This is a genomic window from Streptomyces sp. NPDC058674, from assembly GCF_042716505.1.
Taxonomy (GTDB): Bacteria; Actinomycetota; Actinomycetes; order Streptomycetales; family Streptomycetaceae; genus Streptomyces.
In genome coordinates this window covers 30,740-51,025 of sequence record NZ_JBHXSC010000012.1, presented here as the reverse complement: position 1 = coordinate 51,025, position 20,286 = coordinate 30,740, and the positions used below count along the sequence as shown (strand labels likewise).

The 20,286-nt window shown below is 74.4% G+C and carries 17 protein-coding genes; 11 read left to right on the top strand and 6 right to left on the bottom strand.

Features of this window, described 5'->3' with window-relative positions; translation table 11 throughout:
- Nucleotides 1-6: 6 nt before the first annotated feature.
- The 4 genes from ACFWU6_RS09270 to ACFWU6_RS09255 all read left to right on the top strand — a co-directional run bounded on the left by ACFWU6_RS09270 (nucleotide 7) and on the right by ACFWU6_RS09255 (nucleotide 4,702).
- Nucleotides 7-1,923: a biotin carboxylase N-terminal domain-containing protein gene (locus ACFWU6_RS09270; RefSeq protein ID WP_383979859.1), complete on the top strand. Its 1,917-nt coding sequence runs from the start codon at nucleotides 7-9 to the stop codon at nucleotides 1,921-1,923.
- The gene (locus ACFWU6_RS09265) at nucleotides 1,920-3,080 is read left to right on the top strand and encodes an acyl-CoA dehydrogenase family protein (RefSeq protein ID WP_383979836.1); all 1,161 of its coding nucleotides are present in this window, start codon (nucleotides 1,920-1,922) and stop codon (nucleotides 3,078-3,080) included. Before ACFWU6_RS09270 ends, ACFWU6_RS09265 begins: the two co-directional genes overlap by 4 nt.
- Before the next feature lie 300 nt (nucleotides 3,081-3,380).
- Nucleotides 3,381-4,118: an enoyl-CoA hydratase family protein gene (locus tag ACFWU6_RS09260; RefSeq protein WP_383979822.1), complete on the top strand. Its 738-nt coding sequence runs from the start codon at nucleotides 3,381-3,383 to the stop codon at nucleotides 4,116-4,118.
- Complete coding sequence (locus ACFWU6_RS09255; RefSeq protein WP_383801511.1) at nucleotides 4,106-4,702, top strand: TetR/AcrR family transcriptional regulator; 597 nt, start codon at nucleotides 4,106-4,108, stop codon at nucleotides 4,700-4,702. Before ACFWU6_RS09260 ends, ACFWU6_RS09255 begins: the two co-directional genes overlap by 13 nt.
- Nucleotides 4,703-4,836: 134 nt before the next feature.
- Here ACFWU6_RS09255 and ACFWU6_RS09250 read toward each other — a convergent pair whose 3' ends face one another.
- Complete coding sequence (locus ACFWU6_RS09250; protein ID WP_383801514.1) at nucleotides 4,837-5,943, bottom strand: citrate synthase 2; 1,107 nt, start codon at nucleotides 5,941-5,943, stop codon at nucleotides 4,837-4,839.
- A gap of 200 nt (nucleotides 5,944-6,143) precedes the next feature.
- On the opposite strand from ACFWU6_RS09250, the gene pdxH reads away from it, so the two are divergent.
- Together pdxH and ACFWU6_RS09240 are read left to right on the top strand one after the other, a co-directional pair.
- Nucleotides 6,144-6,815 carry a pyridoxamine 5'-phosphate oxidase gene (gene pdxH / locus ACFWU6_RS09245; RefSeq protein WP_383801516.1) on the top strand — a complete coding sequence of 224 codons (672 nt, stop codon included), beginning with the start codon at nucleotides 6,144-6,146 and terminating at the stop codon, nucleotides 6,813-6,815.
- Nucleotides 6,816-7,255: 440 nt separating this feature from the next.
- On the top strand, nucleotides 7,256-8,590 hold the full coding sequence (locus ACFWU6_RS09240; protein ID WP_383801519.1) for a PAS domain-containing protein: 1,335 nt from the start codon (nucleotides 7,256-7,258) through the stop codon (nucleotides 8,588-8,590).
- A 17-nt stretch (nucleotides 8,591-8,607) separates the two neighbouring features.
- Here ACFWU6_RS09240 and ACFWU6_RS09235 read toward each other — a convergent pair whose 3' ends face one another.
- Complete coding sequence (locus ACFWU6_RS09235) at nucleotides 8,608-9,363, bottom strand: SIS domain-containing protein (protein ID WP_383801522.1); 756 nt, start codon at nucleotides 9,361-9,363, stop codon at nucleotides 8,608-8,610.
- 364 nt (nucleotides 9,364-9,727) lie between these two features.
- Between ACFWU6_RS09235 and ACFWU6_RS09230 the strand changes: the two genes are divergently transcribed.
- Together ACFWU6_RS09230 and ACFWU6_RS09225 are read left to right on the top strand one after the other, a co-directional pair.
- Nucleotides 9,728-10,420, top strand: coding sequence for a metal-dependent transcriptional regulator (locus ACFWU6_RS09230; protein ID WP_383801524.1), 693 nt, complete (start codon nucleotides 9,728-9,730; stop codon nucleotides 10,418-10,420).
- 277 nt (nucleotides 10,421-10,697) lie between these two features.
- A complete protein-coding gene (locus tag ACFWU6_RS09225; protein WP_383979810.1) occupies nucleotides 10,698-11,654 on the top strand; it encodes an alpha/beta fold hydrolase in 957 nt (318 codons plus the stop codon).
- A 127-nt stretch (nucleotides 11,655-11,781) separates the two neighbouring features.
- Here ACFWU6_RS09225 and ACFWU6_RS09220 read toward each other — a convergent pair whose 3' ends face one another.
- The 3 genes from ACFWU6_RS09220 to ACFWU6_RS09210 all read right to left on the bottom strand — a co-directional run bounded on the left by ACFWU6_RS09220 (nucleotide 11,782) and on the right by ACFWU6_RS09210 (nucleotide 15,079).
- Nucleotides 11,782-13,425, bottom strand: a complete 1,644-nt coding sequence (locus tag ACFWU6_RS09220; protein ID WP_383979797.1) for a transporter — start codon at nucleotides 13,423-13,425, stop codon at nucleotides 11,782-11,784.
- Complete coding sequence (locus ACFWU6_RS09215) at nucleotides 13,422-14,264, bottom strand: ABC transporter ATP-binding protein (protein ID WP_383801533.1); 843 nt, start codon at nucleotides 14,262-14,264, stop codon at nucleotides 13,422-13,424. The genes ACFWU6_RS09220 and ACFWU6_RS09215 overlap by 4 nt, the downstream gene beginning before the upstream one ends.
- Nucleotides 14,265-14,392: 128 nt before the next feature.
- The gene (locus ACFWU6_RS09210; RefSeq protein WP_383801536.1) at nucleotides 14,393-15,079 is read right to left on the bottom strand and encodes a bifunctional DNA primase/polymerase; all 687 of its coding nucleotides are present in this window, start codon (nucleotides 15,077-15,079) and stop codon (nucleotides 14,393-14,395) included.
- A 214-nt stretch (nucleotides 15,080-15,293) separates the two neighbouring features.
- Here ACFWU6_RS09210 and ACFWU6_RS09205 point away from each other — a divergent pair, with 214 nt between their 5' ends.
- Together ACFWU6_RS09205 and ACFWU6_RS09200 are read left to right on the top strand one after the other, a co-directional pair.
- The gene (locus ACFWU6_RS09205) at nucleotides 15,294-16,676 is read left to right on the top strand and encodes a transcriptional regulator (RefSeq protein ID WP_383801539.1); all 1,383 of its coding nucleotides are present in this window, start codon (nucleotides 15,294-15,296) and stop codon (nucleotides 16,674-16,676) included.
- 124 nt (nucleotides 16,677-16,800) lie between these two features.
- Nucleotides 16,801-18,312, top strand: a complete 1,512-nt coding sequence (locus ACFWU6_RS09200) for a hypothetical protein (protein ID WP_383979786.1) — start codon at nucleotides 16,801-16,803, stop codon at nucleotides 18,310-18,312.
- Between the two features lie 31 nt (nucleotides 18,313-18,343).
- On the opposite strand, the gene ACFWU6_RS09195 is transcribed toward ACFWU6_RS09200, so the two are convergent.
- Nucleotides 18,344-19,618 (bottom strand): ABC transporter substrate-binding protein, encoded by a 1,275-nt coding sequence (locus ACFWU6_RS09195; protein WP_383979776.1) that lies wholly within the window; start codon nucleotides 19,616-19,618, stop codon nucleotides 18,344-18,346.
- A 209-nt stretch (nucleotides 19,619-19,827) separates the two neighbouring features.
- Between ACFWU6_RS09195 and ACFWU6_RS09190 the strand changes: the two genes are divergently transcribed.
- On the top strand, nucleotides 19,828-20,274 hold the full coding sequence (locus ACFWU6_RS09190; protein ID WP_383801597.1) for a hypothetical protein: 447 nt from the start codon (nucleotides 19,828-19,830) through the stop codon (nucleotides 20,272-20,274).
- The last annotated feature ends 12 nt before the right edge of the window (nucleotides 20,275-20,286 follow it).

Genomic DNA, 20,286 nt, shown 5'->3' with positions numbered 1-20,286 from the left:
GCCCACATGACCGACAAGACCCTGCACTCGCTCCTCGTCGCCAACCGCGGCGAGATCGCCGTACGCGTCATGCGCACCGCACGCGCCCTCGGCCTCGCCACCGTCGCCGTCCACTCCGACCCCGACGAGCACGCCCTGCACGTACGCGAGGCAGACGCGGCCGTCCGCCTGCCCGGCTCCGCCCCCGCCGACACCTACCTGCGCGGCGACCTCGTCATCAAGGCAGCGCTGGCCGCCGGGGCCGACGCCGTCCACCCCGGCTACGGCTTCCTCTCCGAAAGCGCCGCCTTCGCCCGGGAGGTCGAGGACGCCGGCCTCACCTGGATCGGCCCGCCCCCCGCCGCCATCGAGGCCATGGCCTCCAAGACCCGGGCCAAGGAGCTGATGCGCGCCGCGGGGGTCCCGCTCCTCGACCCCGTGGACCCGGCCGCGGCCACCCCCGCCGACCTCCCCCTCCTGCTCAAGGCCGCCGCCGGCGGCGGAGGCCGCGGCATGCGCGTGGTCCGCGACCTCGCCGGCCTCCCGGAAGCCCTCGACGGCGCCCGCGCCGAGGCCCTCTCCGCCTTCGGCGACGCGGAGGTCTTCGCCGAGCCCTACGTCGAGCGGGGCCGCCACGTCGAGGTACAGATCCTCGCCGACGCCCACGGCACCGTGTGGGCCCTGGGCACCCGCGACTGCTCCCTCCAGCGCCGCCACCAGAAGGTCATCGAGGAGGCTCCCGCACCCGGCCTCCCCGAGACCCTGCGCACCACCCTCCACGAGGCGGCCGTCGCCGCCGCCCGAGCCGTCTCCTACCAGGGCGCGGGCACCGTCGAATTCCTCGTCACCGCCGACGGGCGCCCCTACTTCCTGGAGATGAACACCCGCCTCCAGGTCGAACACCCCGTCACCGAGGCCGTCTTCGGCCTCGACCTCGTCGCCCTCCAACTGCGCGTCGCCGAGGGCGCGGCCCTGCCCCTGACCCCGCCCGAGCCCACCGGCCACGCCGTCGAGGCCCGCCTCTACGCGGAGGACCCCGCCCGGGACTGGCGCCCCCAGACCGGCGTCCTGCAGACCCTCGCCGTCTCCGGCGCGGTCCGCGTGGACACCGGCTTCACCGACGGCGACACCGTGTCCGTCCACTACGACCCCATGCTCGCCAAGGTCGTCGCCCACGCCCCCACCCGCGCCGAGGCCGTCCGCACCCTCGCCCACGCCCTGGCCACGGCCCGCATCCACGGCCTCACCACCAACCGCGAACTCCTCGTACGGTCCCTGGGGCACCCGGAGTTCACCACCGGGCAGCCCGACACCGGCTTCTACGACCGCCACCTCGCCGCCCTCACCGAAGGCGCCCCCGACGCGGCCCTGGCGGCCCTCGCCGCGGCCCTCGCCGGCTCCGCCCCGGCCCCGGGAGCCCCGCTCGCCCGCCGTCTCGGCGGCTGGCGCAACGTCCGCTCCCAGCCGCAGACCCGCCGCTATACCGCTGCCGGCGCCGAGTACGAGGTCCAGTACGCACCCGTGAACCACCCCGGCGTCCGCGTCCTGGCGGCCGAACCGGACCTCGTCACCCTCGAAGTCGAGGGCGTCCGCCGCCGGTTTCACGTGAAACACCATCCGAACACCGCCGAGGTCCACGTCGATTCCGCCCTCGGCGCCCACACCCTCACCCCCGTCCCCCGGTTCGCCGACCCCCAGGACCGCACCGAACCGGGCTCCCTGCTCGCCCCCATGCCGGGCACCGTCGTCCGCGTCGCCGAGGGCCTGGCCCCCGGCACCCCGGTCACCGCCGGGCAGCCCCTGCTCTGGCTGGAGGCGATGAAGATGGAACACCGCATCCTCGCGCCCGCCTCCGGCACGCTCACCGCGCTCCACGCCGCCACCGGCCAACAGGTCGAGTTCGGCGCCCTGCTCGCCGTAGTCCAGGAGGAACCGCACGCATGAGCTCCGTCATAGAGACCCCGGAACACAAGGCCCTGCGCGCGGCGGTCGCCGCCCTCGGCCGGAAGTACGGCCGCGAGTACCTCGCCCGCGTCGCCCGCGAGGGCGGCCACCCGGACGAGCTGTGGGCGGACGCCGCCGCGCTCGGCTACCTCGGGGTCAACCTCCCCGAGCAGTACGGCGGCGGAGGGGGCGGCATCGCCGAACTCTCCATCGTCCTGGAGGAACTGGGGGCGGCCGGCTGTCCGCTCCTGATGATGGTGGTCTCACCCGCCATCTGCGGCACGGTTATCTCCCGCTTCGGCACCGGGGACCAGAAGCAGGCATGGCTCCCCGGCCTCGCCGACGGCAGCCTCACCATGGCCTTCGGGATCACCGAGCCGGACGCCGGCTCCAACTCCCACCGCATCACCACCACGGCCCGCCGCGACGGCGACGCATGGGTCCTGACCGGTCGCAAGGTCTTCATCTCGGGCGTGGACATCGCCGACGCCACCCTCATCGTCGGCCGCACCGAGGACGCGAGGAGCGGCCGTCTCAAGCCCTGTCTGTTCATCGTCCCCCGGGAGACCCCCGGCTTCTCCCGCTCCCTCATCGAGATGGAGCTCCAGGCCGCCGAGAAGCAGTGGGAACTGACCCTGGACGAGGTCCGGCTGCCCGCCGACGCCCTCGTCGGCGACGAGGACGCGGGCCTGCTCCAGCTCTTCGCCGGACTCAACCCCGAACGCATCATGACCGCGGCGTTCGCGATCGGCATGGGCCGCCACGCCCTCGCGAAGGCCGTCGACTACGCCACGACCCGCCAGGTGTGGAAGGACCCCATCGGCGCCCACCAGGCCATCGCCCACCCGCTGGCGGCCGCCCACATCGAGCTGGAACTGGCCCGCCTGATGATGCAGAAGGCCGCGGCGCTGTACGACGCGGGCGACGACGCGGGGGCGGGCGAGGCGGCGAACATGGCCAAGTACGCCGCCGCCGAGGCCTGCGTCCGGGCGGTGGACCAGTCGGTCCACACCCTCGGCGGCAACGGCCTCACCCGCGAGTACGGTCTGGCCTCCCTCATCACCGCCTCGCGCGTGGCCCGGATCGCCCCGGTCAGCCGGGAGATGATCCTCAACTTCATCTCCCACCAGACCCTGGGCCTCCCCAAGTCCTACTGACCCCGCCCACCCCGACCCGTCCCGGCCCCCGCCTCATCCCACCCCACCCCAAGCCGGGCCCGGGAGCCGCCCCGCCTCCAAGCCCCGGGCACGGGTACCCGCACGGGACCTGTACGGCCCCGCCCCACCCCCTGCCTGGCCGCCCGGCACGGGTACCCGCGCCCGCACCACCCCCGCCAAGCCCCCGGCACGGGTACCCGCACGGGGGACGTTCCCCACCTGCCCACCCCCGCCGGAGGCGCCCCGCATACCCTCCCCGGAGGGGACCCCACCCGACCCCGCACCCCCTCCGGAGGAGACATGGCACCACTCGTGCACGCCGCCCAGGCGACCGGCGTCACCACCCTCACCCTCGACTCCCCGGCCAACCGCAACGCCCTCTCCGCCGCCCTCGTCGCAACGCTGCGCGCCGCGCTCGCCGAGGCCGCGGCGGATCCGGCGGTCCGGGCCGTCGTCCTCACCCACACCGGCACCACCTTCTGCTCCGGCGCCGACCTCACGTCCCCCTGCGACCCCGCCGACTTCGTCGCCCTGCTCCGGGAGGTCGCCGGGCTGCCCAAGCCCGTCCTCGCCCGCGTCACCGGCCACGTCCGGGCCGGCGGCCTCGGCCTGCTCGGCGCCTGCGACATCGCCGCCGCCGGGCCGCGGTCCTCGTACGCCTTCACCGAGACCCACCTCGGCCTCGCTCCCGCGGTGATCTCCATGCCGCTGCTCCCGCGCCTCGACCCGCGCGCCGCGGCCCGCTACTTCCTCACCGCGGAGCGGTTCGACGCCGCCGAGGCCGCCCGCATCGGCCTCCTCACCCTGCACGCCGAGGACGTCGACCAGGCCCTCGCCCCCGTCCTCGACGGCCTCCGCAAAGCCTCCCCGCAGGCCCTGGCCGCCACCAAGGCGCTCACCGCCGCCGCCGTGCGCGAAGCCCTGGACCGCGACGGCGCCCGCCTCACGGAACTGTCCGCCGGGCTCTTCGCCTCCGCCGACGCCCGCGAGGGCATCACCGCCCGCTTCGAGCGCCGGGACCCCGCATGGGCGCTGTGACCGGCCCCAAGCAGGCGCGCAGCCGCGTCACCCGCCGCCACCTGCTGGAGGCGGCCGTGTCCTGCCTCGCCGAACAGGGCTGGGCGGGCTCGACCGTCTCCGTCGTCGCCGAACGGGCCGGCGTGTCCCGCGGCGCGGCCCAGTACCACTTCCCCACCCGCGAGGACCTCTTCACGGCCGCCGTCGAGTACGTGGCCGAGGAACGGTCCACGGCGCTGCGGGAGCTGTTCCACGCCCGCCCGGCCGCCCGCCCGGAGGTCGTGGCCGCCCTCGTGGACATGTACACCGGCATCCTCTTCCGGGCCGCCCTCCAACTGTGGGTGGCCGCCTCCAACGAGGAGCAGCTGCGCCCCCGGGTGTCGGAACTGGAGGCCCGAGTCGGCCGCGAGACCCACCGCATCGCCGTCGAGCTGCTGGGCGCGGACGAGTCCGTACCGGGCGTACGGGAGACCGTGCAGGGCCTCCTCGACATGGCCCGGGGCCTGGGCCTGGCCAATCTGCTGACCGACGACGCGGCCCGTCGCGACCGCGTGGTGGCCCAGTGGTCCCGGATCGTCGAGGCCACCTTGACCCGCCCCGCCTGACCCGCCACGCCCGACCCGACGCCCGCCCGACCCGGGACGCACGCGGGCGCCGCACCCCGGCAGGAGTGCGGCGCCCGTCGCCCGAGGCAGGCCGGCCCGGCCCTGGGGCCCGACCGGTCAGGCCCCAGGACCGGTCAGGCGGTCTCGGCCATCTCGCCGTACCCCTCGATCTCCCGGGGGTCCCGCGCGCCCGGCCCGGTGTAGCGGGCCGAGGGGCGGACCAGGCGGCCCGTGCGCTTCTGCTCCAGGATGTGCGCCGACCACCCCGCCGTGCGGGCACAGGTGAACATGGAGGTGAACATGTGCGCCGGGACCTCGGCGAAGTCGAGCATGATCGCCGCCCAGAACTCCACGTTCGTCGCGAGGACCCGGTCGGGGCGGCGCGCGTGCAGCTCCTCCAGCGCGGCCTTCTCCAGCGCCGCGGCCACCTCGTAGCGCGGGGCGTCCAGCTCCTTGGCGGTGCGGCGCAGGACGCGGGCCCGGGGGTCCTCGGCGCGGTAGACGCGGTGCCCGAAGCCCATCAGCCGCTCGCCCTTGTCGAGGGCCTTCTTCACGTACGCCACGGCGTCGCCGGTGCGCTCGATCTCCTCGATCATGCCGAGGACGCGGGACGGCGCACCGCCGTGCAGCGGCCCGGACATGGCGCCCACGGCGCCGGACAGGGCAGCGGCCACGTCCGCCCCCGTGGAGGCGATGACGCGCGCGGTGAACGTCGAGGCGTTCATCCCGTGCTCGGCGGCCGAGGTCCAGTAGGCGTCGACGGCCTTGACGTGGCGCGGGTCGGGCTCGCCCCGCCAGCGGATCATGAACCGCTCGACCACGGACTCGGCCTTGTCGATCTCCTTCTGCGGCACCATCGGCAGGCCCTGGCCGCGGGCGGACTGGGCGACGTACGAGAGCGCCATGACGGCCGCCCGCGCGAGGTCGTCGCGCGCGGTCCGCTCGTCGATGTCGAGGAGCGGTTTCAGACCCCACACGGGGGCGAGCATGGCGAGCGCGGACTGGACGTCGACGCGGATGTCCCCGGAGTGGACCGGGATGGGGAAGGGCTCGGCGGCGGGCAGGCCGGGGTTGAAGGCGCCGTCGACGAGCAGGCCCCACACGTTGCCGAAGGAGACGTGGCCGACGAGGTCCTCGATGTCGACACCGCGGTACCGGAGCGACCCGCCTTCCTTGTCCGGTTCGGCGATCTCGGTCTCGAACGCGACGACCCCTTCGAGCCCGGGTACGAAGTCGGACATCAGGCGGCTCCTCAAATAGTGCGAACACGCGCGGCTCCCGGCGTGATTCGCGGCCCGGCGCGGTCATCCCCGTTGATGCCCGGCACGGTCGATGGTCACCCGTGCGGGGGCTCTCGGACCGGCCCCAAGATTTTGTCCGTTCCCGGTGGACTGCGGAAGCGTGACATACGGCACACCCTCGTCGCGCGGTCTGCGGCAGGATGGCGGACGTGACCCCTCAGGACCTTGACCCCGCCGTCATGCGCAAGCAGTACCGCTCGGAGATCGTCGACGAGCGCAGCCTCGCCGAGGACCCGATGGGGCAGTTCGCCCGCTGGTTCCAGCAGGCCGCGGACGCGCACCTCTTCGAGCCGAACGCCATGGTCGTCTCGACGGCGACCCCCGGCGGCCGCCCCAGCTCGCGCACGGTGCTGCTGAAGCAGTTCGACGAGCGGGGCTTCGTCTTCTTCACCAACTACGCATCTCGCAAGGGCCGGGAACTGGCGGAGAACCCGCACGTCGCGCTGCTCTTCCCCTGGCACCCCATCGCCCGCCAGGTCGTCGTCACCGGCACCGCCGCCCGCATCGGCCGCGACGAGACGGCGGCGTACTTCCGCTCCCGCCCGCACGGATCGCAGCTGGGCGCCTGGGCGAGCGAGCAGTCGAGCGTGATCGGCTCCCGCGAGGAGCTGGACCGCCGCTACGCCGAGCTCGCCGCCCGCTACCCGGAGGGCGAGCAGGTCCCGGTCCCGCCCCAGTGGGGCGGCCTGAGGGTCACCCCGCACGAGGTGGAGTTCTGGCAGGGCCACGAGAACCGCCTGCACGACCGGTTGCGCTACGCCAGGGACGCCTCGGCCGCGGGGGAGTGGCGCGTCGAGCGCCTGTGCCCGTAGGGCCGGGGCGCGGGCCGGCGGGTCCCGCGTGCGGCGCGCCGGGAAAACAGGCGACCCGCGGGCTCGGGTTCCTCTCCTGCAGTGAGAGGAGCCGGCCGGACGTACCGGCGAGCCCGCGGGTCGGGTGACTGCTGTGGATTGGCGCCTGGCGACCGCCGGGCACCGCACTGGGTGCGTGCGACGACGGGCGCTTAGCCCGCAGTCACCTCACGCGTCCGGAGTTCGTACATTTCCGGGACCACCTCCTTTCAGTGTGCGACCACTGTAGGCAGGCCCCGGCCCGCCGTTCAATCGAATTACGGCGACGGATCGCCGTACGGGCACCCCCGGTCGAAACCGGAACATTCCGGGGTAATCGGGGGAACACCGTGTGTGCTCCGTCACGTTCCAGTTCAATGATCTGACGTGCCGCACACGCGAACACCTGCGGGGGGTGCCAGGTGAGTGCTTCCGGACGGGACGAGACCACCGACGACCTGCTCGCAGCGCTGCTGGACGGGATGGACGCGGCCCTGTGCGCCTTCGACTCCGACGGGGTGGTCACCCACTGGAACCGCGAGGCCGAGCGCATCCTGGGCTGGTCCGCCGCCGAGGCCGTGGGCCGCAAGGGCTTCGCCGGGTGGGCGGCCCGGGACGCCGACGCCCAGGACGTGCAGGACCGGCTGATGGGCGCCCAGGACGGGACCGGCCGACAGGTCCACGAGTTCGCGCTGCTGACCAAGGACGGCGGGCGCGTCCTCGTGCGCACCCAGTCCGCCGCGGTTCCCGGCGCGGACGGCGAACCCTCCGGGGTGTACTGCGCCTTCACCGAGGTGCACGCCCAGATCGACCTGGAGCGGTCCATCGCGCTGAGCGAGGCCCTGATGGAGGACGCCTCGTGGGGCGTGGTCCTCGTCGACGTCGACCTCCGGCCCGCCGTGGTCAACGCACACGCCGCGCGCGCCTTCGCCGCCGGCCCCGGCGCCCTCCTCGGGCGGCCGCTGGGGGAGCTGCTGGCCCAGGGCGTGGAGGAGCTGGAGGGCGCCCTCCAGCACGTGCTCGCCGAGGGGGCGCCGCCCGCGCCGGTGGAGCTGTGGGTGTCGGTGCACACGGCGGAGGGGCTGCGGCGGCGCTGCTGGCGGTGCGGATTCCTGCGCCTGGCCTCGCCGCTCGCGGAGGAGCCGGTGCCGCTCGGCGTGGGCTGGCTGTTCCAGGACGTCACCGAGGCCCGGCAGGCCCAGCTGGAGACCTCCCGGCTGCGGTTCCGGTCCCACCAGCTGTACCGCGCGGGGCGCGCCGCCGCCGAGTGCGAGGACCCGGCCGAGGCGGCCGCCCTGCGCCTGGACTTCGCCCTCGCGGGCTTCGCCGACCACGTGCTGCTGGACGTACTGGACCCCTCGGCCGGTCCTGGGGGGCCCCGGCTCGTACGGTCCGCCGCGTCGCCGCCGGCGCTGCCCGGACCGGGGTCGATCCCCGTGCGGTACGGGGCCGGGCACCCGGCACTGCAGGCCCTGGACCGGATCGGCTCGGTGCGGACGAGCGCCCCGCTCGGTGCGGCCGACGCCGCGTGGGCGCGGGCCCGCCAGTGGCCCGCGGACGCCGCCCACGCGCTGTGCGCGGTGCTGCGCAGCCGGGGGCGGACCCTGGGCACGCTGACCTTCCTGCGCGGGACCGCGCGCGAGGCCTTCGAGCGCCCGGACGCGGCCTACGCGGAGGAGGTCGCCGCCCGGGTCGCGGCCGATCTCGACCTGGCGGCGGCGGGTGGCGGCGGCCCGGTCGCGCCGGGGGCGGACTGAGGGCTCATCGCCGCCCGTCAGTGGCGGAAGAAGATCCGGTCCCCGTACTCCCGCATCACGCGGCCGTTCCACTCGTGGCCGCCGTCGACGTTGCCCGAGCGCAGCAGCGGGGGCTCGACCCCGCGGGCGGCGAGTTCGCCGGCCGCGGCCGCCATGACCGCCTGCATGATCGCGCTGGTCACGACGGTGGAGGCGGGGGCGAAGGGGGCGTCGATGCCGTCGAGGGTCAGCTCGGCGTCGCCGACGGCGATCTTGCTGTCGAGGACGACGTCGCAGTGGTCCTTCAGGAAGGTGCCGGAGACGTGGCGGGACCTGGTCTCCGTCGCGTACGCCACCGAGGTCACGCCGATCACCTTCAGGCCGATCGCGCGGGCGTTCATGGCCATCTCGACCGGAAGGGCGTTGCGCCCGGAGAGGGAGATGATCACGAGGACGTCGCCGTCGGACGCGGGGCTGCTGTCGAGGACGGCTCCGGCCAGGCCGCCGACGCGCTCCAGGGCGCTGCCCAGCGTCGCGGGCATGACGTCGATGCCGACGGTGCCGGGGACGGCGAGGAAGTTCATCAGGGCCAGTCCCCCGGCCCGGTAGACCACGTCCTGGGCGGGCAGCGAGGAGTGTCCGGCGCCGAAGGCGAAGAGCCGGTTGCCGGCGGCCACGGCGTCGGCGAGGAGGGAGCCGGCCTCGGCGATGTGCGAGCCCTCCTCGTCCCGGACCCGCTCCAGCAGGCCGATGGCGGCGTCGAAGAACTGACCGGCCAGCTTGCTCTCGCTCATACGCCGAGGGCCCTTCCGGAGGTGGGGTGGGGTGGGGTGCGTCGGTGTCCGCCGCTCACCGTGCGGTCTGGACCAAGGGCGTGTCAATACGAACGTCAATCCCGGGACGGACGGCCCCGGGGGGATGTCCCGGGTTGTCCGGGCGTGGGCTCCCGTGGATCACCCGGCGGCGGCGGGGGACCACCGGGAGGGGCGGGGAGGGCGGGGGCGCGGCGCCGGGTGGCCGCCCGCCGGCGGCCCGCCGGATGACCCGCGGGTGTCGCGGACATGTCCTGGAGCCGCCTCACCCCCGGTACGGGACGGTTGTGGGCCCGATGCGTCAGAATTGGGGGCAGGGCCAGCGCACGCAATCCGAGGGGCACGAATGTCCGGACTGATCGACACCACGGAGATGTATCTCCGCACCATCCTCGAGCTGGAAGAGGAAGGTGTGGTGCCCATGCGCGCCCGTATCGCCGAGCGGCTCGACCAGAGCGGCCCGACGGTGAGCCAGACGGTGGCGCGGATGGAGCGGGACGGCCTGGTGGCCGTCGCCAGCGACCGGCACCTGGAGCTGACGGACGAGGGGCGGCGGCTGGCGACGCGGGTGATGCGCAAGCACCGTCTCGCCGAGTGCCTGCTCGTCGACGTCATCGGCCTGGAGTGGGAGCACGTGCACGCCGAGGCGTGCCGTTGGGAGCACGTGATGAGCGAGGCGGTGGAGCGGCGGGTGCTGGAGCTGCTGCGCCACCCGACCGAGTCGCCGTACGGGAACCCGATCCCGGGGCTGGAGGAGCTGGGCGAGAAGGCCGAGGCGGACCCCTTCCTGGAGGAGGGGATGGTCAGCCTGTCCGAGCTCGACCCGGGCACCGAGGGCAAGACCGTGGTCGTGCGCCGGATCGGCGAGCCGATCCAGACGGACGCCCAGCTGATGTACACGCTGCGGCGGGCCGGCGTGCAGCCCGGCTCGGTGGTGAGCGTGACGGAGTCCCCGGGCGGGGTGCTGGTCGGCAGCGGCGGCGAGGCGGCCGAGCTCGACGAGGAGATCGCCTCGCACGTGTTCGTGGCGAAGCGCTGATCCACCCCGGCCGTTCAGTTTCCGGATGCGGACGGTCCCGGCGCCGCACGGCGCCGGGACCGGTCCTCCCCTGGTGACCTGGAGCCCCGAGCTCTCAAGGTCGTCCCCTTCGGACCGTCTTCCCCGAGCGGCCCGCCTCCCTGGTGAAAGGATCTCCATCGGCCGCGGCAGCCAATCCTTGAGCAAGGTCACTCGAAAGAGGGGTGTTCTCGGCCAGACCCCCGCTTTCGAATGCAGGTTCGATACTCTGGCCGGGAGCGAAGGGGGTGCGTCCGCGGTGGTACAGCGCATCGATGTGACGGGGGCCGACGGAGTGCGCCTGGCCGCCTGGGAGTTCCGCGAACCGCGCCCGGAGCCCGCCGGAACCGCTCCACCCTCCGAGACCACGCCCGCCGACGCGCACGACGGCGCCGGGGCCGCCGACGGCGCCGCCCCCGGGCCCGAGCGCCCCGGGGTCCTCTTACTGCACGGCCTCATGGGGCGGGCCTTCCACTGGGCCGGCACCGCCCGCTGGCTCGCCGAGGACCGCCGCGTGGTGGCCCTGGACCAGCGCGGCCACGGCCAGAGCGACCGTCCGCCCCCGGGTCCGGGCATCCTGACCTCCCTGGGCCGCGAGGCGTTCGTGGCGGATGCCGAGGCCGTCGTCGAGCAGTTGGGCCTTGCCCCCGTGACGTTGATCGGCCATTCCATGGGGGCGCTCACCGCCTGGCAGCTCGCCGCCCGGCGTCCGGATCTGGTCGAAGCCGTGGTCATCTGCGACATGCGCGCCTCGGCCCTCGGGGAGGCCTCCCAGCAGGAGTGGGAGGACTGGTTCCACCGCTGGCCCCTGCCCTTCCCCACCCAGGACGCGGCCCGCCGCTGGTTCGGCGAGGACGACCCCCGGGTCGAGCGCCCCGACCCCGGCCGGGGCGCCTTCTTCGCCGAGGTCATGCACGAGGCCCAGGACGGCTGGCGCCCGCTGTTCTCCCGGCGCCAGATGCTGACGGCCCGCGAGACCTGGGTGCACGACGCCCACTGGGAGGAGCTGGCCCAGGTCCGCTGCCCGACGCTGGTGGTCCGCGGCCTGGACGGCGAGCTGGGCCGGGCGGAGGCCCAGGAGATGGTCCGCGTCCTCCCGGCCGGTGCGTACGCGGAGGTCCCCGACGCCGGCCACTACCTCCACTACGACCAGCCCGCGGCCTTGCGGGCGGCCCTGGAACCCTTCCTGGACGGCATCCGGGCGAAGGCGGGCTGACGCGCCGACCGCCCGCGGGGCGCCCCCGCCCCCGGGACGCGGGGACCGGGTATGCGCGGGCCCGGGGACGCCGGAGCCCGCCCGGGGGTCCCGGGCGGGCTCCGTCCGTCTGATCCGGCGGCGGGCGTCAGCCCTTGTTCACCGCGTGGAGGATCTCCGGGAGCTTGCGGGCCACGGTCGGCGCCGCCAGCCGCAGCCCCGCCCACGTGGCCAGGGCACCCCAAGCCACGCCCAGGGGGAGCAGGGCCCACGTCAGGTCGTGGTGGTCCGCCACGTTGAGGTAGACCGTCAGGGCGATCACCGGGGCGCAGATCAGCGCCGATACCGCCATGCCGCCGAAGATGCCCAGCCAGGCGAGTCCGGCCTGCCCCGGGGCGACGTTCTTGAACGCGCCCTCCGTCGGGATCGAGTACGGGAAGCGGGCCGAGGCCAGCGCCCCCGTGCACATCATCGCGCCGACCAGGGCAATCGCCAGTCCCAGGGCCGCGGGGAAGGTGTCCCAGTCGCCGAGCAGCGCCGCGGTGACCGCGGTGACCAGGACCGTGTACGGGACCGCGACGAGCCCCAGGGCCAAGGCCCGGGCCCGCAGCTCGATGTACGCGTCGCGCGGGGTCGAGATGGTCTGCGCGACCATCCAGAACGCGGAGGTGTCCTGCCCGAACTGGTTGTACATCTGCACGCCGAGCATCCCCGCGCCGAAACAGGCGAGATAGAGGGAGCCGCTGCCCTGGAGGGCGTTGAACACCGGGATGATCATGCCGATGGCGAGTGCGCTCACCCACGCCGACTTCGTCTTCGGATCGCGCACCGCGTACCGCAGCGTGCGCTGCACGGCCGCGCCCGTGCGGCCCTCCGGCAGCAGCGACCAGACACCGCCCGCACCGCGCTCCTTGACGGGCGCCGAGGCGGCGATCGTCGAACCGTCCGGGGTGACCATCAGCTTGGTCAGGCTCCGCTCCCAGAACCACATCAGCAGGGCCAGCGCGCCCAGCGTCAGGGCGAGCTGAGCCGCCGCCACCCCGTACGAGCCCCGGCTCACCGAGTCCACCATGCCGACGGCGGTCGCCGGCGGCAGCCACCGCACCACCGCCTCGGCCGGCTCCAGCCGGGACAGCCCGCCCGACTCGAAGAGCCGCTGGCTGGCGAAGTTGGCCACCTGCGCGCCCACCGCGATCAGCAGGCCGCTCAGCAGCGCCAGGTCGCGCCCCTTGCGGCTGGACAGCAGCCGGACGTTGGCCGTGGCGACCGCCCGGGCCAGCGTCACACAGCCGAGCAGCAGCAGCGGGGCGCCCACCACCGCGGCCACCGCGCCGGCCGCGCCCCGCGCGACCGCGATGACCGAGCCGGCGGCCAGGCACAGGGTGAACAGCGGGCCGATGCCGACCAGGGAGGAGGCGAGCAGCGCCCGTACGAGGGGGCGCGGGCGCAGCGGCAGCATCACCAGCCGGCTCGGGTCGAGCGTCTCGTCCCCGGTCGGGAAGAACAGCGGCATGAAGGTCCAGCTCAGCGCCAGGATCGCGGCGAGCAGGACGACGACGGTGCCCGCGTGGGCGTGGCCGTGCAGCAGGGCCAGGCCGAGCGTGGTGAAGAAGGCGACGACCAGCGCGAAGACCAGGGTGGTGATCCAGACGGCCTTGCGCTTCGAGGAGCCCTTCAGGCCGTTGCGCAGCAGCGACAGCTTCAGCCGGACGAAGACCGGGGTGAGGGGGACGGGCGCCGCGGCGACGGCCGCCGGCGCGAAGGCGGCTGCGGAAGCGGCGGGCGCGGTCATCGGGACACCGCCCCGGCGCCGCCGCCGAGCCAGTCCAGGGAGTCGCCGGCCGCGTCGCGCCCGTGCGCGCCGACCAGTTCGAGGAAGGCGGCCTGCAGCGAGGGCGCGGAGCCCCGTACGTCGGCCAGCGGGCCCGCGGCGCGGATCTGCCCGGCGGCCATGACGGCCACCCAGTCGCACAGGGACTCGACGAGCTCCATCACGTGGGAGGAGAAGACGACGGTGGCGCCGGACGCGGTGTAGCGCTCCAGGACACCGCGGATGGTCTGCGCCGACACCGGGTCGACGCCCTCGAACGGCTCGTCGAGGAAGAGGACTTCCGGGTTGTGCAGCAGCGCGGCCGCCAGGCCGATCTTCTTCCGCATGCCCGTCGAGTAGTCGACGACCAGCTTGTGCTGGGAGCCCGCCAGGTCCAGGACCTCCAGCAGCTGCGTCGCCCGCTTGTCGGTCTCGGGGCCCGGCAGCCCCCGCAGGCGGCCCATGTAGCCGAGGAGTTCACGGCCGGACAGCCGCTCGAAGAGGCGCAGCCCCTCCGGCAGGACGCCGATCCGGGACTTCACCTCGGCCGGGTCCGCCCACACGTCGTGCCCGGCGACGACGACCCGCCCCATGTCCGGGCGGAGCAGCCCGGTCACCATCGACAGGGTCGTCGTCTTGCCGGCGCCGTTGGGGCCGACCAGTCCGATGAACTGGCCCGCGGGCAGCTCCAGGTCGATCCCCGCGACCGCCACCTGCTCGCCGAAGCGCTTCCACAGTCCTTCCACCCGCACGGCGGCCGGCGCGGATCGCGCACCACCCGTCCCGTACGTCCCGCCCGTCGCATTGCCCTGGTCCGGCATGCGCCCGCCTCCCGTTGGTCCCCGTTGGTCGTTCTTCTTCACCATAGGAGGGCGGGGAGGGGGCGGGGCCATTACGTATGTCATGAATGTGCGGCCGCGAAGGCCGCCGTGGTCAGCCGGTCAACCGGTCAGCCCTTGCGGGCCCGCGCCGCCGCCGCCTCGCGCCCGCAGGCGTACGCCAGCGCGTCGATCAGCTCCTCGGTGTCCGGCAGCCACCGGTTGGCCGGGGTGGGGCGCCGCGCCCACTGGGCCGCGCCCCGGCCGCCGAAACGGGTGGGCGGGGCCGCCACGTACTCGCCCTCGCCCCGCGCGCCCAGGTCGATCGAGGCCGGCGACCAGCCCAGCTTCCGCACGAGGTCCGCCGCCTTGGCCCCGCCGCCCGGCAGGACGAAGAACAGCATCCGGTGGTCGGGGCTCAGGACGACCGGCCCGACCGTGCGCTGCATCCGCTCCAACCGCGCCAGCGCGAGGAACCCGGCCGAGTCCGGCACGTCCAGCGCGTCGAACGTACGGCCCGTCGGCATCAGGATCGAGGCCTGCGGGTGCTTCGCCCAGATCCGGCGGACCTGCACCGCGCTGCCGGTGGCCTGCGCCGCCCAGTCCTTCACGGCGGGGTGCGCGCCGGGCGCCGCGCAGTCCGCCGCCCCGCAGGAGCAGACCTCCCGCCCGTCCGCGGACTCCAGCCAGGTGCCGGCGAAGACGTCCCAGTGCCGTTCCTCCGTGTACCGCACGGCATGGTCCAGCAGCTGCTCGCCGCGCTGCACGGGGACGGGGGGTGCGGTCTCGGTGACTCCGATGGTCTCTTCCACGCCCATCACAACTGCCCGCGTCACCCGGGGTTACGGGCGTGAACCGGCCCGTGGGCGGAGCATCGATCCTGCATACGGGGCGCACCGGTGCACGCGTGGGGGCGCGTAGGAGCCCGGGGCGCGGGAGTTGGGTAGCGACACCCCGCAGAGCGGAAGATTCCCCGCACATCAGGCGGGAAGTGATCATTCCTACGATCACCCGCGGCCACAGGGGGTTTTCATGGCAGCCAGGCCTCTCGTCGCCCGCCAGCCGAACGAACGGCTGCAGGCGCTCATCCAGGAAGCCGGATGCTCCAACGCCGGACTCGCCCGGCGCGTGAACATGTGCGGGGCCGAACACGGTCTCGATCTCCGTTACGACAAGACCTCCGTGGCGCGCTGGCTGCGCGGCCAGCAGCCGCGGGGCCGGGCCCCCGGCATCATCGCCGAGGCGCTCGGGCGCAAGCTGGGCCGGACCGTCACCATCGACGAGATCGGCATGGCCAACGGCAAGAACCTGGCCTCCGGCATCGGCCTGCAGTTCTCCCCGACCGTCGTCGGCGCGATCGAGCAGGTCAGCGAGCTGTGGCGCAGCGACGTGGGGCGCCGGGACTTCCTGACGGGGTCCAGCGTGGCCGCCTCGGCGCTGGTCGAACCGAGCCGCGACTGGCTGGTCACCGGCGCGGACGTGCAGGTGGCGCGCAGCGGCGGCGCGCGGGTCGGGATGTCCGACGTGGAGGCGGTACGGGCCACCACCGAGGCCCTCAAGGAGCTCGACCACCGCTTCGGCAGCGGGCACGTGCGGCCGGTGGTCGTGCACTACCTGAACTCGGTGGTGTCCGGGCTGATCGGCGGCGCGTACCGGGAGCCGGTGGGGCGCGCCCTGTTCGCGGCGGTGGCCCGGCTGACCGAACTCGCGGGGTACATGGCGGTGGACACGGGCCAGCCCGGCCTCGCGCAGCGCTACTACATCCAGGCGCTGCGCCTCGCCCAGGCGGCCGGCGACCGGGCGTACGGCGGGTACGTGCTGGCGGCGTCCATGAGCCACCTCGCCGCCGAGCTGGGCAATCCGCGGGAGATCGCGCAGCTGGCGCGGGCCGCGCAGGAGGGGACGCGGGGTCAGGTCACCCCGCGGGTGGAGGCGATGTTCTACGCGGCCGAGGCGCGGGGGCACGCGATGCTGGGCGACACCCGGGCCACGGCGGTGCTGTCCGGACGGGCGGTGACCGCGCTGGAGCGGGCGGAGCCGGAATCGGGCGACGACCCGGCGTGGATCCGGCACTTCGACCAGGCGTACCTCGCGGACGAACTGGCCCACTGCCACCGGGACCTGGGCCAGGCGGACGCGGCGGCCCTGCGGGCCGAGGAGGCGCTGCGGGGGCTGCCCGAGGGCAAGGCGCGCCGCCGGGCGATCGGGTTGCTGCTGCTGGCGGCGGCGCGGGTCCAGCAGCGGGAGGTGGAGGAGGCCTGCCGTACGGCCACGAAGGCGGCGGAGCTGCTGGAGGGGCTCCGCTCGACGCGGGGTGCGGAGTACCTGGACGACTTCCGTTCGCGGCTGGTGCCGTACCGGGAGGAGGCGGCGGTCCGCGCGTTCGGGGCCCGGCTGGAGGCCAGCGCCGCCTGACCGCCGCCCGGCGGCCCGCGACGATCTCGGGCGGGATGCCGGGTGGCCTGACGGTAGCCCCGGGCGACCGGGTAGCGTGAGCCGACGGTTCCGTAGGTTCGGGCGAGTCGGAGAAGGAGTCCCGGTGTCGGAGAGCGGACGAGGGGGCACCCCCCAGCCGGGTGCCCCGTGGGGTCCGGACCCCGCCTACCCGGCGCAGCCGGACCCCGACCCGGCCCAGGCGTACCCCGACCCCGGGGGGCAGCCCGCGCAGCCGGGCGGGCCCGCGTACGGCTACCCGCAGCCCGGGGGCCGGGTGGAGGACGCGTACGGCTATCCCGCGCCGGGCTACGGCTATCCGCAGCCGGGGCCGACGGGCTCCGGCCACGTGGTGGGCCCCGGGTACGAGGGGCCGGGCGATCCGCACGGCTACGGCTACCCGCCGCTGCCCGACGCGGTCACCCAGTACATCCCGCCGGTGCCGGCCGGCCCGGGTGAGGACGCGACGCAGTACATTCCGCCGGTGCCCGCGGCTCCGGCGCAGCACGAGGCGGCCACGCAGTACATGCCGCCGGTGCCGGCCGGTCCGGGTGGTCCGGGTGAGGACGCGACGCAGTACATTCCGCCGGTGCCCGCGGCTCCGGCGCAGCACGAGGCGGCGACGCAGTACATTCCGCCGGTGCCGGCCGGTCCGGGTGGTCCGGGTGAGGACGCGACGCAGTACATTCCGCCGGTGCCCGCGGCCCCCGCGCGGCACGAGGCGCCCACGCAGCACATCCCGCCCGTCCCCGCGGGCCCCGGTGCCGAGTTCGAGGGCCTGTTCCGCGACGGGGGCGAATCCGCCGGGCACACCCGGCAACTGCCGCCCGTGCAGGAGCCCGTGCTGCGGCAGCAGCCGCGCCCGCGCCCCCACCCGCCGCGCGCGCAGGGCCCCGTACCGCATCCCCAGCACCCGCAGCCGCACCCGCAGCCGCACCCGCAGCCGCACCCGCAGTTCGCGCCGCCCCCGCCGCCGGAGGCTCCGCGCGGCATCTCGCCGGGGGTCATCGCCGCGGTGGTCATCGGCCTGGCCGTCGTCGGGCTCGGGGTCGGTGCGCTGCTCGGTGACGGGAAGCCGAAGAACTCCGATCCGGGCGCCGTCCCCGTGGCCCCGTCGTCGTCCGGTGCCCCCGCCGCCCCGGGCGGCGAGGCGCACGTCGACCCGGGCAGCCCCCAGGCGGCCCAGCTGGACAAGCTCCTCGCGGACAGCAACGACAGCCGGGCCGCGGTGATCAAGGCCGTGGAGGACATCAAGGTCTGCGCCAACCTCGACCAGGCCGCCGGCGACCTGCGCGACGCGGCCCGCCAGCGCCAGGAGCTCGTCACGCGCCTGAAGGAACTGAAACTGGACCAGCTCCCGGACCACGCGAAGCTGAGCGCCGCCCTCACCAAGGCCTGGCAGTCGTCGGCGTCGGCCGACAACAGCTATGCGGCCTGGGCGCAGGACGTGAGCGGCGACAAGGGCTGCAAGGACGGGAAGGCGAAGTCCACCGACAACGCCTCCGCGGCCAACAAGGCGAGCGGCGAGGCGACGAAGTCCAAGGAGCAGGCCGCGGTCCTGTGGAACCGGATCGCGGCCAAGTACTCCCTCACCAAACGGGACAAGTCGCAGCTGTGAGCCGCCGTCCCGGTGCCGGCCGGGCGGCGGCTCAGGCCGCCCGGGGGGCCTGCTCCAGCGTCGGGGTCATGTCCATCGCCTGCTCGCCCTGCTGGGCGACGAGGCGGCCGGACTGGACGACCTGGAAGGAGACCCGTCCGTTGACGATGCGGGGGAAGCCGCCGACCGCCCGCATGTCCTGGTAGCGCCAGCTCAGGTCCGGGGTGAGGCCGCCGGTCTCGACGGCCTCGGACTGGTTCAGCACGCGCGTGACCTTGCGGGCGGTGACCTCCTCGTCCGGCCGGAAGCGGCTCAGGACCTCGTTGAGCACGGTGTACGCGATCCAGGTGGTCTGCGTCCCGCTGTCGTCGGGGTCGACGCCGTCGTCGCCGAAGGCGTGCTCGGAGATCACCTTGCGCATCGGTGTCCAGAGCGGATCGGTGGACACCGGGTACCAGCTGGTCAGGTACGCGCCCTCGAAGGGGCTCTCCCGGCCGCCGGTGCGGTCCACCAGTGCCTGGCTGACGCTGCCCAGGACCGAGGAGATCTGCGGGTTCTTGTGCTGGGCGTCGGCTCGCCGGAAGGCGTCGAAGAACGTCTCCGTGCGCTCGCCCAGCACTGCGGTCACACAGCCCTTCTCCTTGCCCCCGCTGGTGCGGGAGAGGGCCTCGCGGGCCTGGAGGGAGAAGTCGGCGGAGTCCTCGGCGGCCCGGATGTCGGCGGCGTCGCCCATCTTGTTGGCGCGCAGTCCCGCGTTGAGCAGGACCGGCAGCGAGTCGCCCGCGAGGGTGTCGGGGCGGACCAGGGCGACCTGGCTGCAGGCCCGGCCGAGCTGGTGGCCGGCGCCGGCGAGCAGGACGGGCTGGCCGCCGTTGACGGGGTAGGAGAGCGTGGACTGGAATTCCTCCGAGGAGACCCCGTACCCGCCGATGAAGGGGATGCGCTCGGCCTCCAGGGGGGCCATGAACGCGCGTCCGTGCTGGCTGTAGGAGCCGACGACGGCCACGGCCCTCTGGGCGACGGCCTGGCGGGCGCAGTCGGCGGCGCCGGTGGGCGTGTTGTGTTCGTTGCAGGTCAGCACCCGCAGCTTGCGGCCGTTGACGCCGCCCTTGGCGTTCACCCAGCGTTCGTACGCCTTGGCCATGCCGGTCATGCCCGGCATGTTGGTCGCCTTGGTCCCCTCGGGAGCGAAGGTCATGACGGTGATGGTGTCCCCGGAGCCCCCCGGGCCTCCGGGGACCACCCCGCACGCGGTGACGAGACACGCACCCAGCGCCGTGGCCAGGAGGGTGCGGGTAAGGGTCGCTGCACGTCGCCGGTCGGTCATGTCCACGCACCATTCCGCCCCCCGGGGAACTGGGGGTATGAGGTGTACACAACATTCGGCGACATCGAGGTGAACGGCCGGGGCGTGCGGCCGTGCCCGTCGGTGTGCGGGCGCCTCAAGATCGCCCCGGGCTGGAACGTACGATCGAAAGCGTGACATTCGCCCAAGGTTCGAAGAACTCTTCCCGCCGCGGCGGCCGCTCCTCCACCATGGGCGGCATGCCCCTCAACGACATGCCGTGGTGGCGCTGGCGCGGCAACGTGCGCTCGGCGCTGCACATGATCTCCGACCCCGTCTTCCACGAGGAGGTCTGGCTGGCCGGAGTCGAAGGGTACGGAGACATCACCGACGCGGTGTACCGGCTCGTCGAGGACACCTGGCTCGACAGCTGGTCCGCGGAGAAGTACGTCGGCACGATCTTCCGCGACTCGCAGGAGGCGGCCCTGGTCGACCTCGCCGTGCTGCGGGTGCTGCGGATTCTGCACCAGGTCGGCCCGGACGCCCCGGTCTCCGCGTACCTGGAGCACCACGCCTGGCCGGAGGCGGTGCGGGCGGCGCGCGAGGCGCACGTACGCCTGGCCTCGGCGGACGGGGACGACCCCGACGTGCGGCCCCGGTCGCTGGACGTGCTGAGGATGCTCACCCGCGCGGTGTGAAAGGCTGTCGGG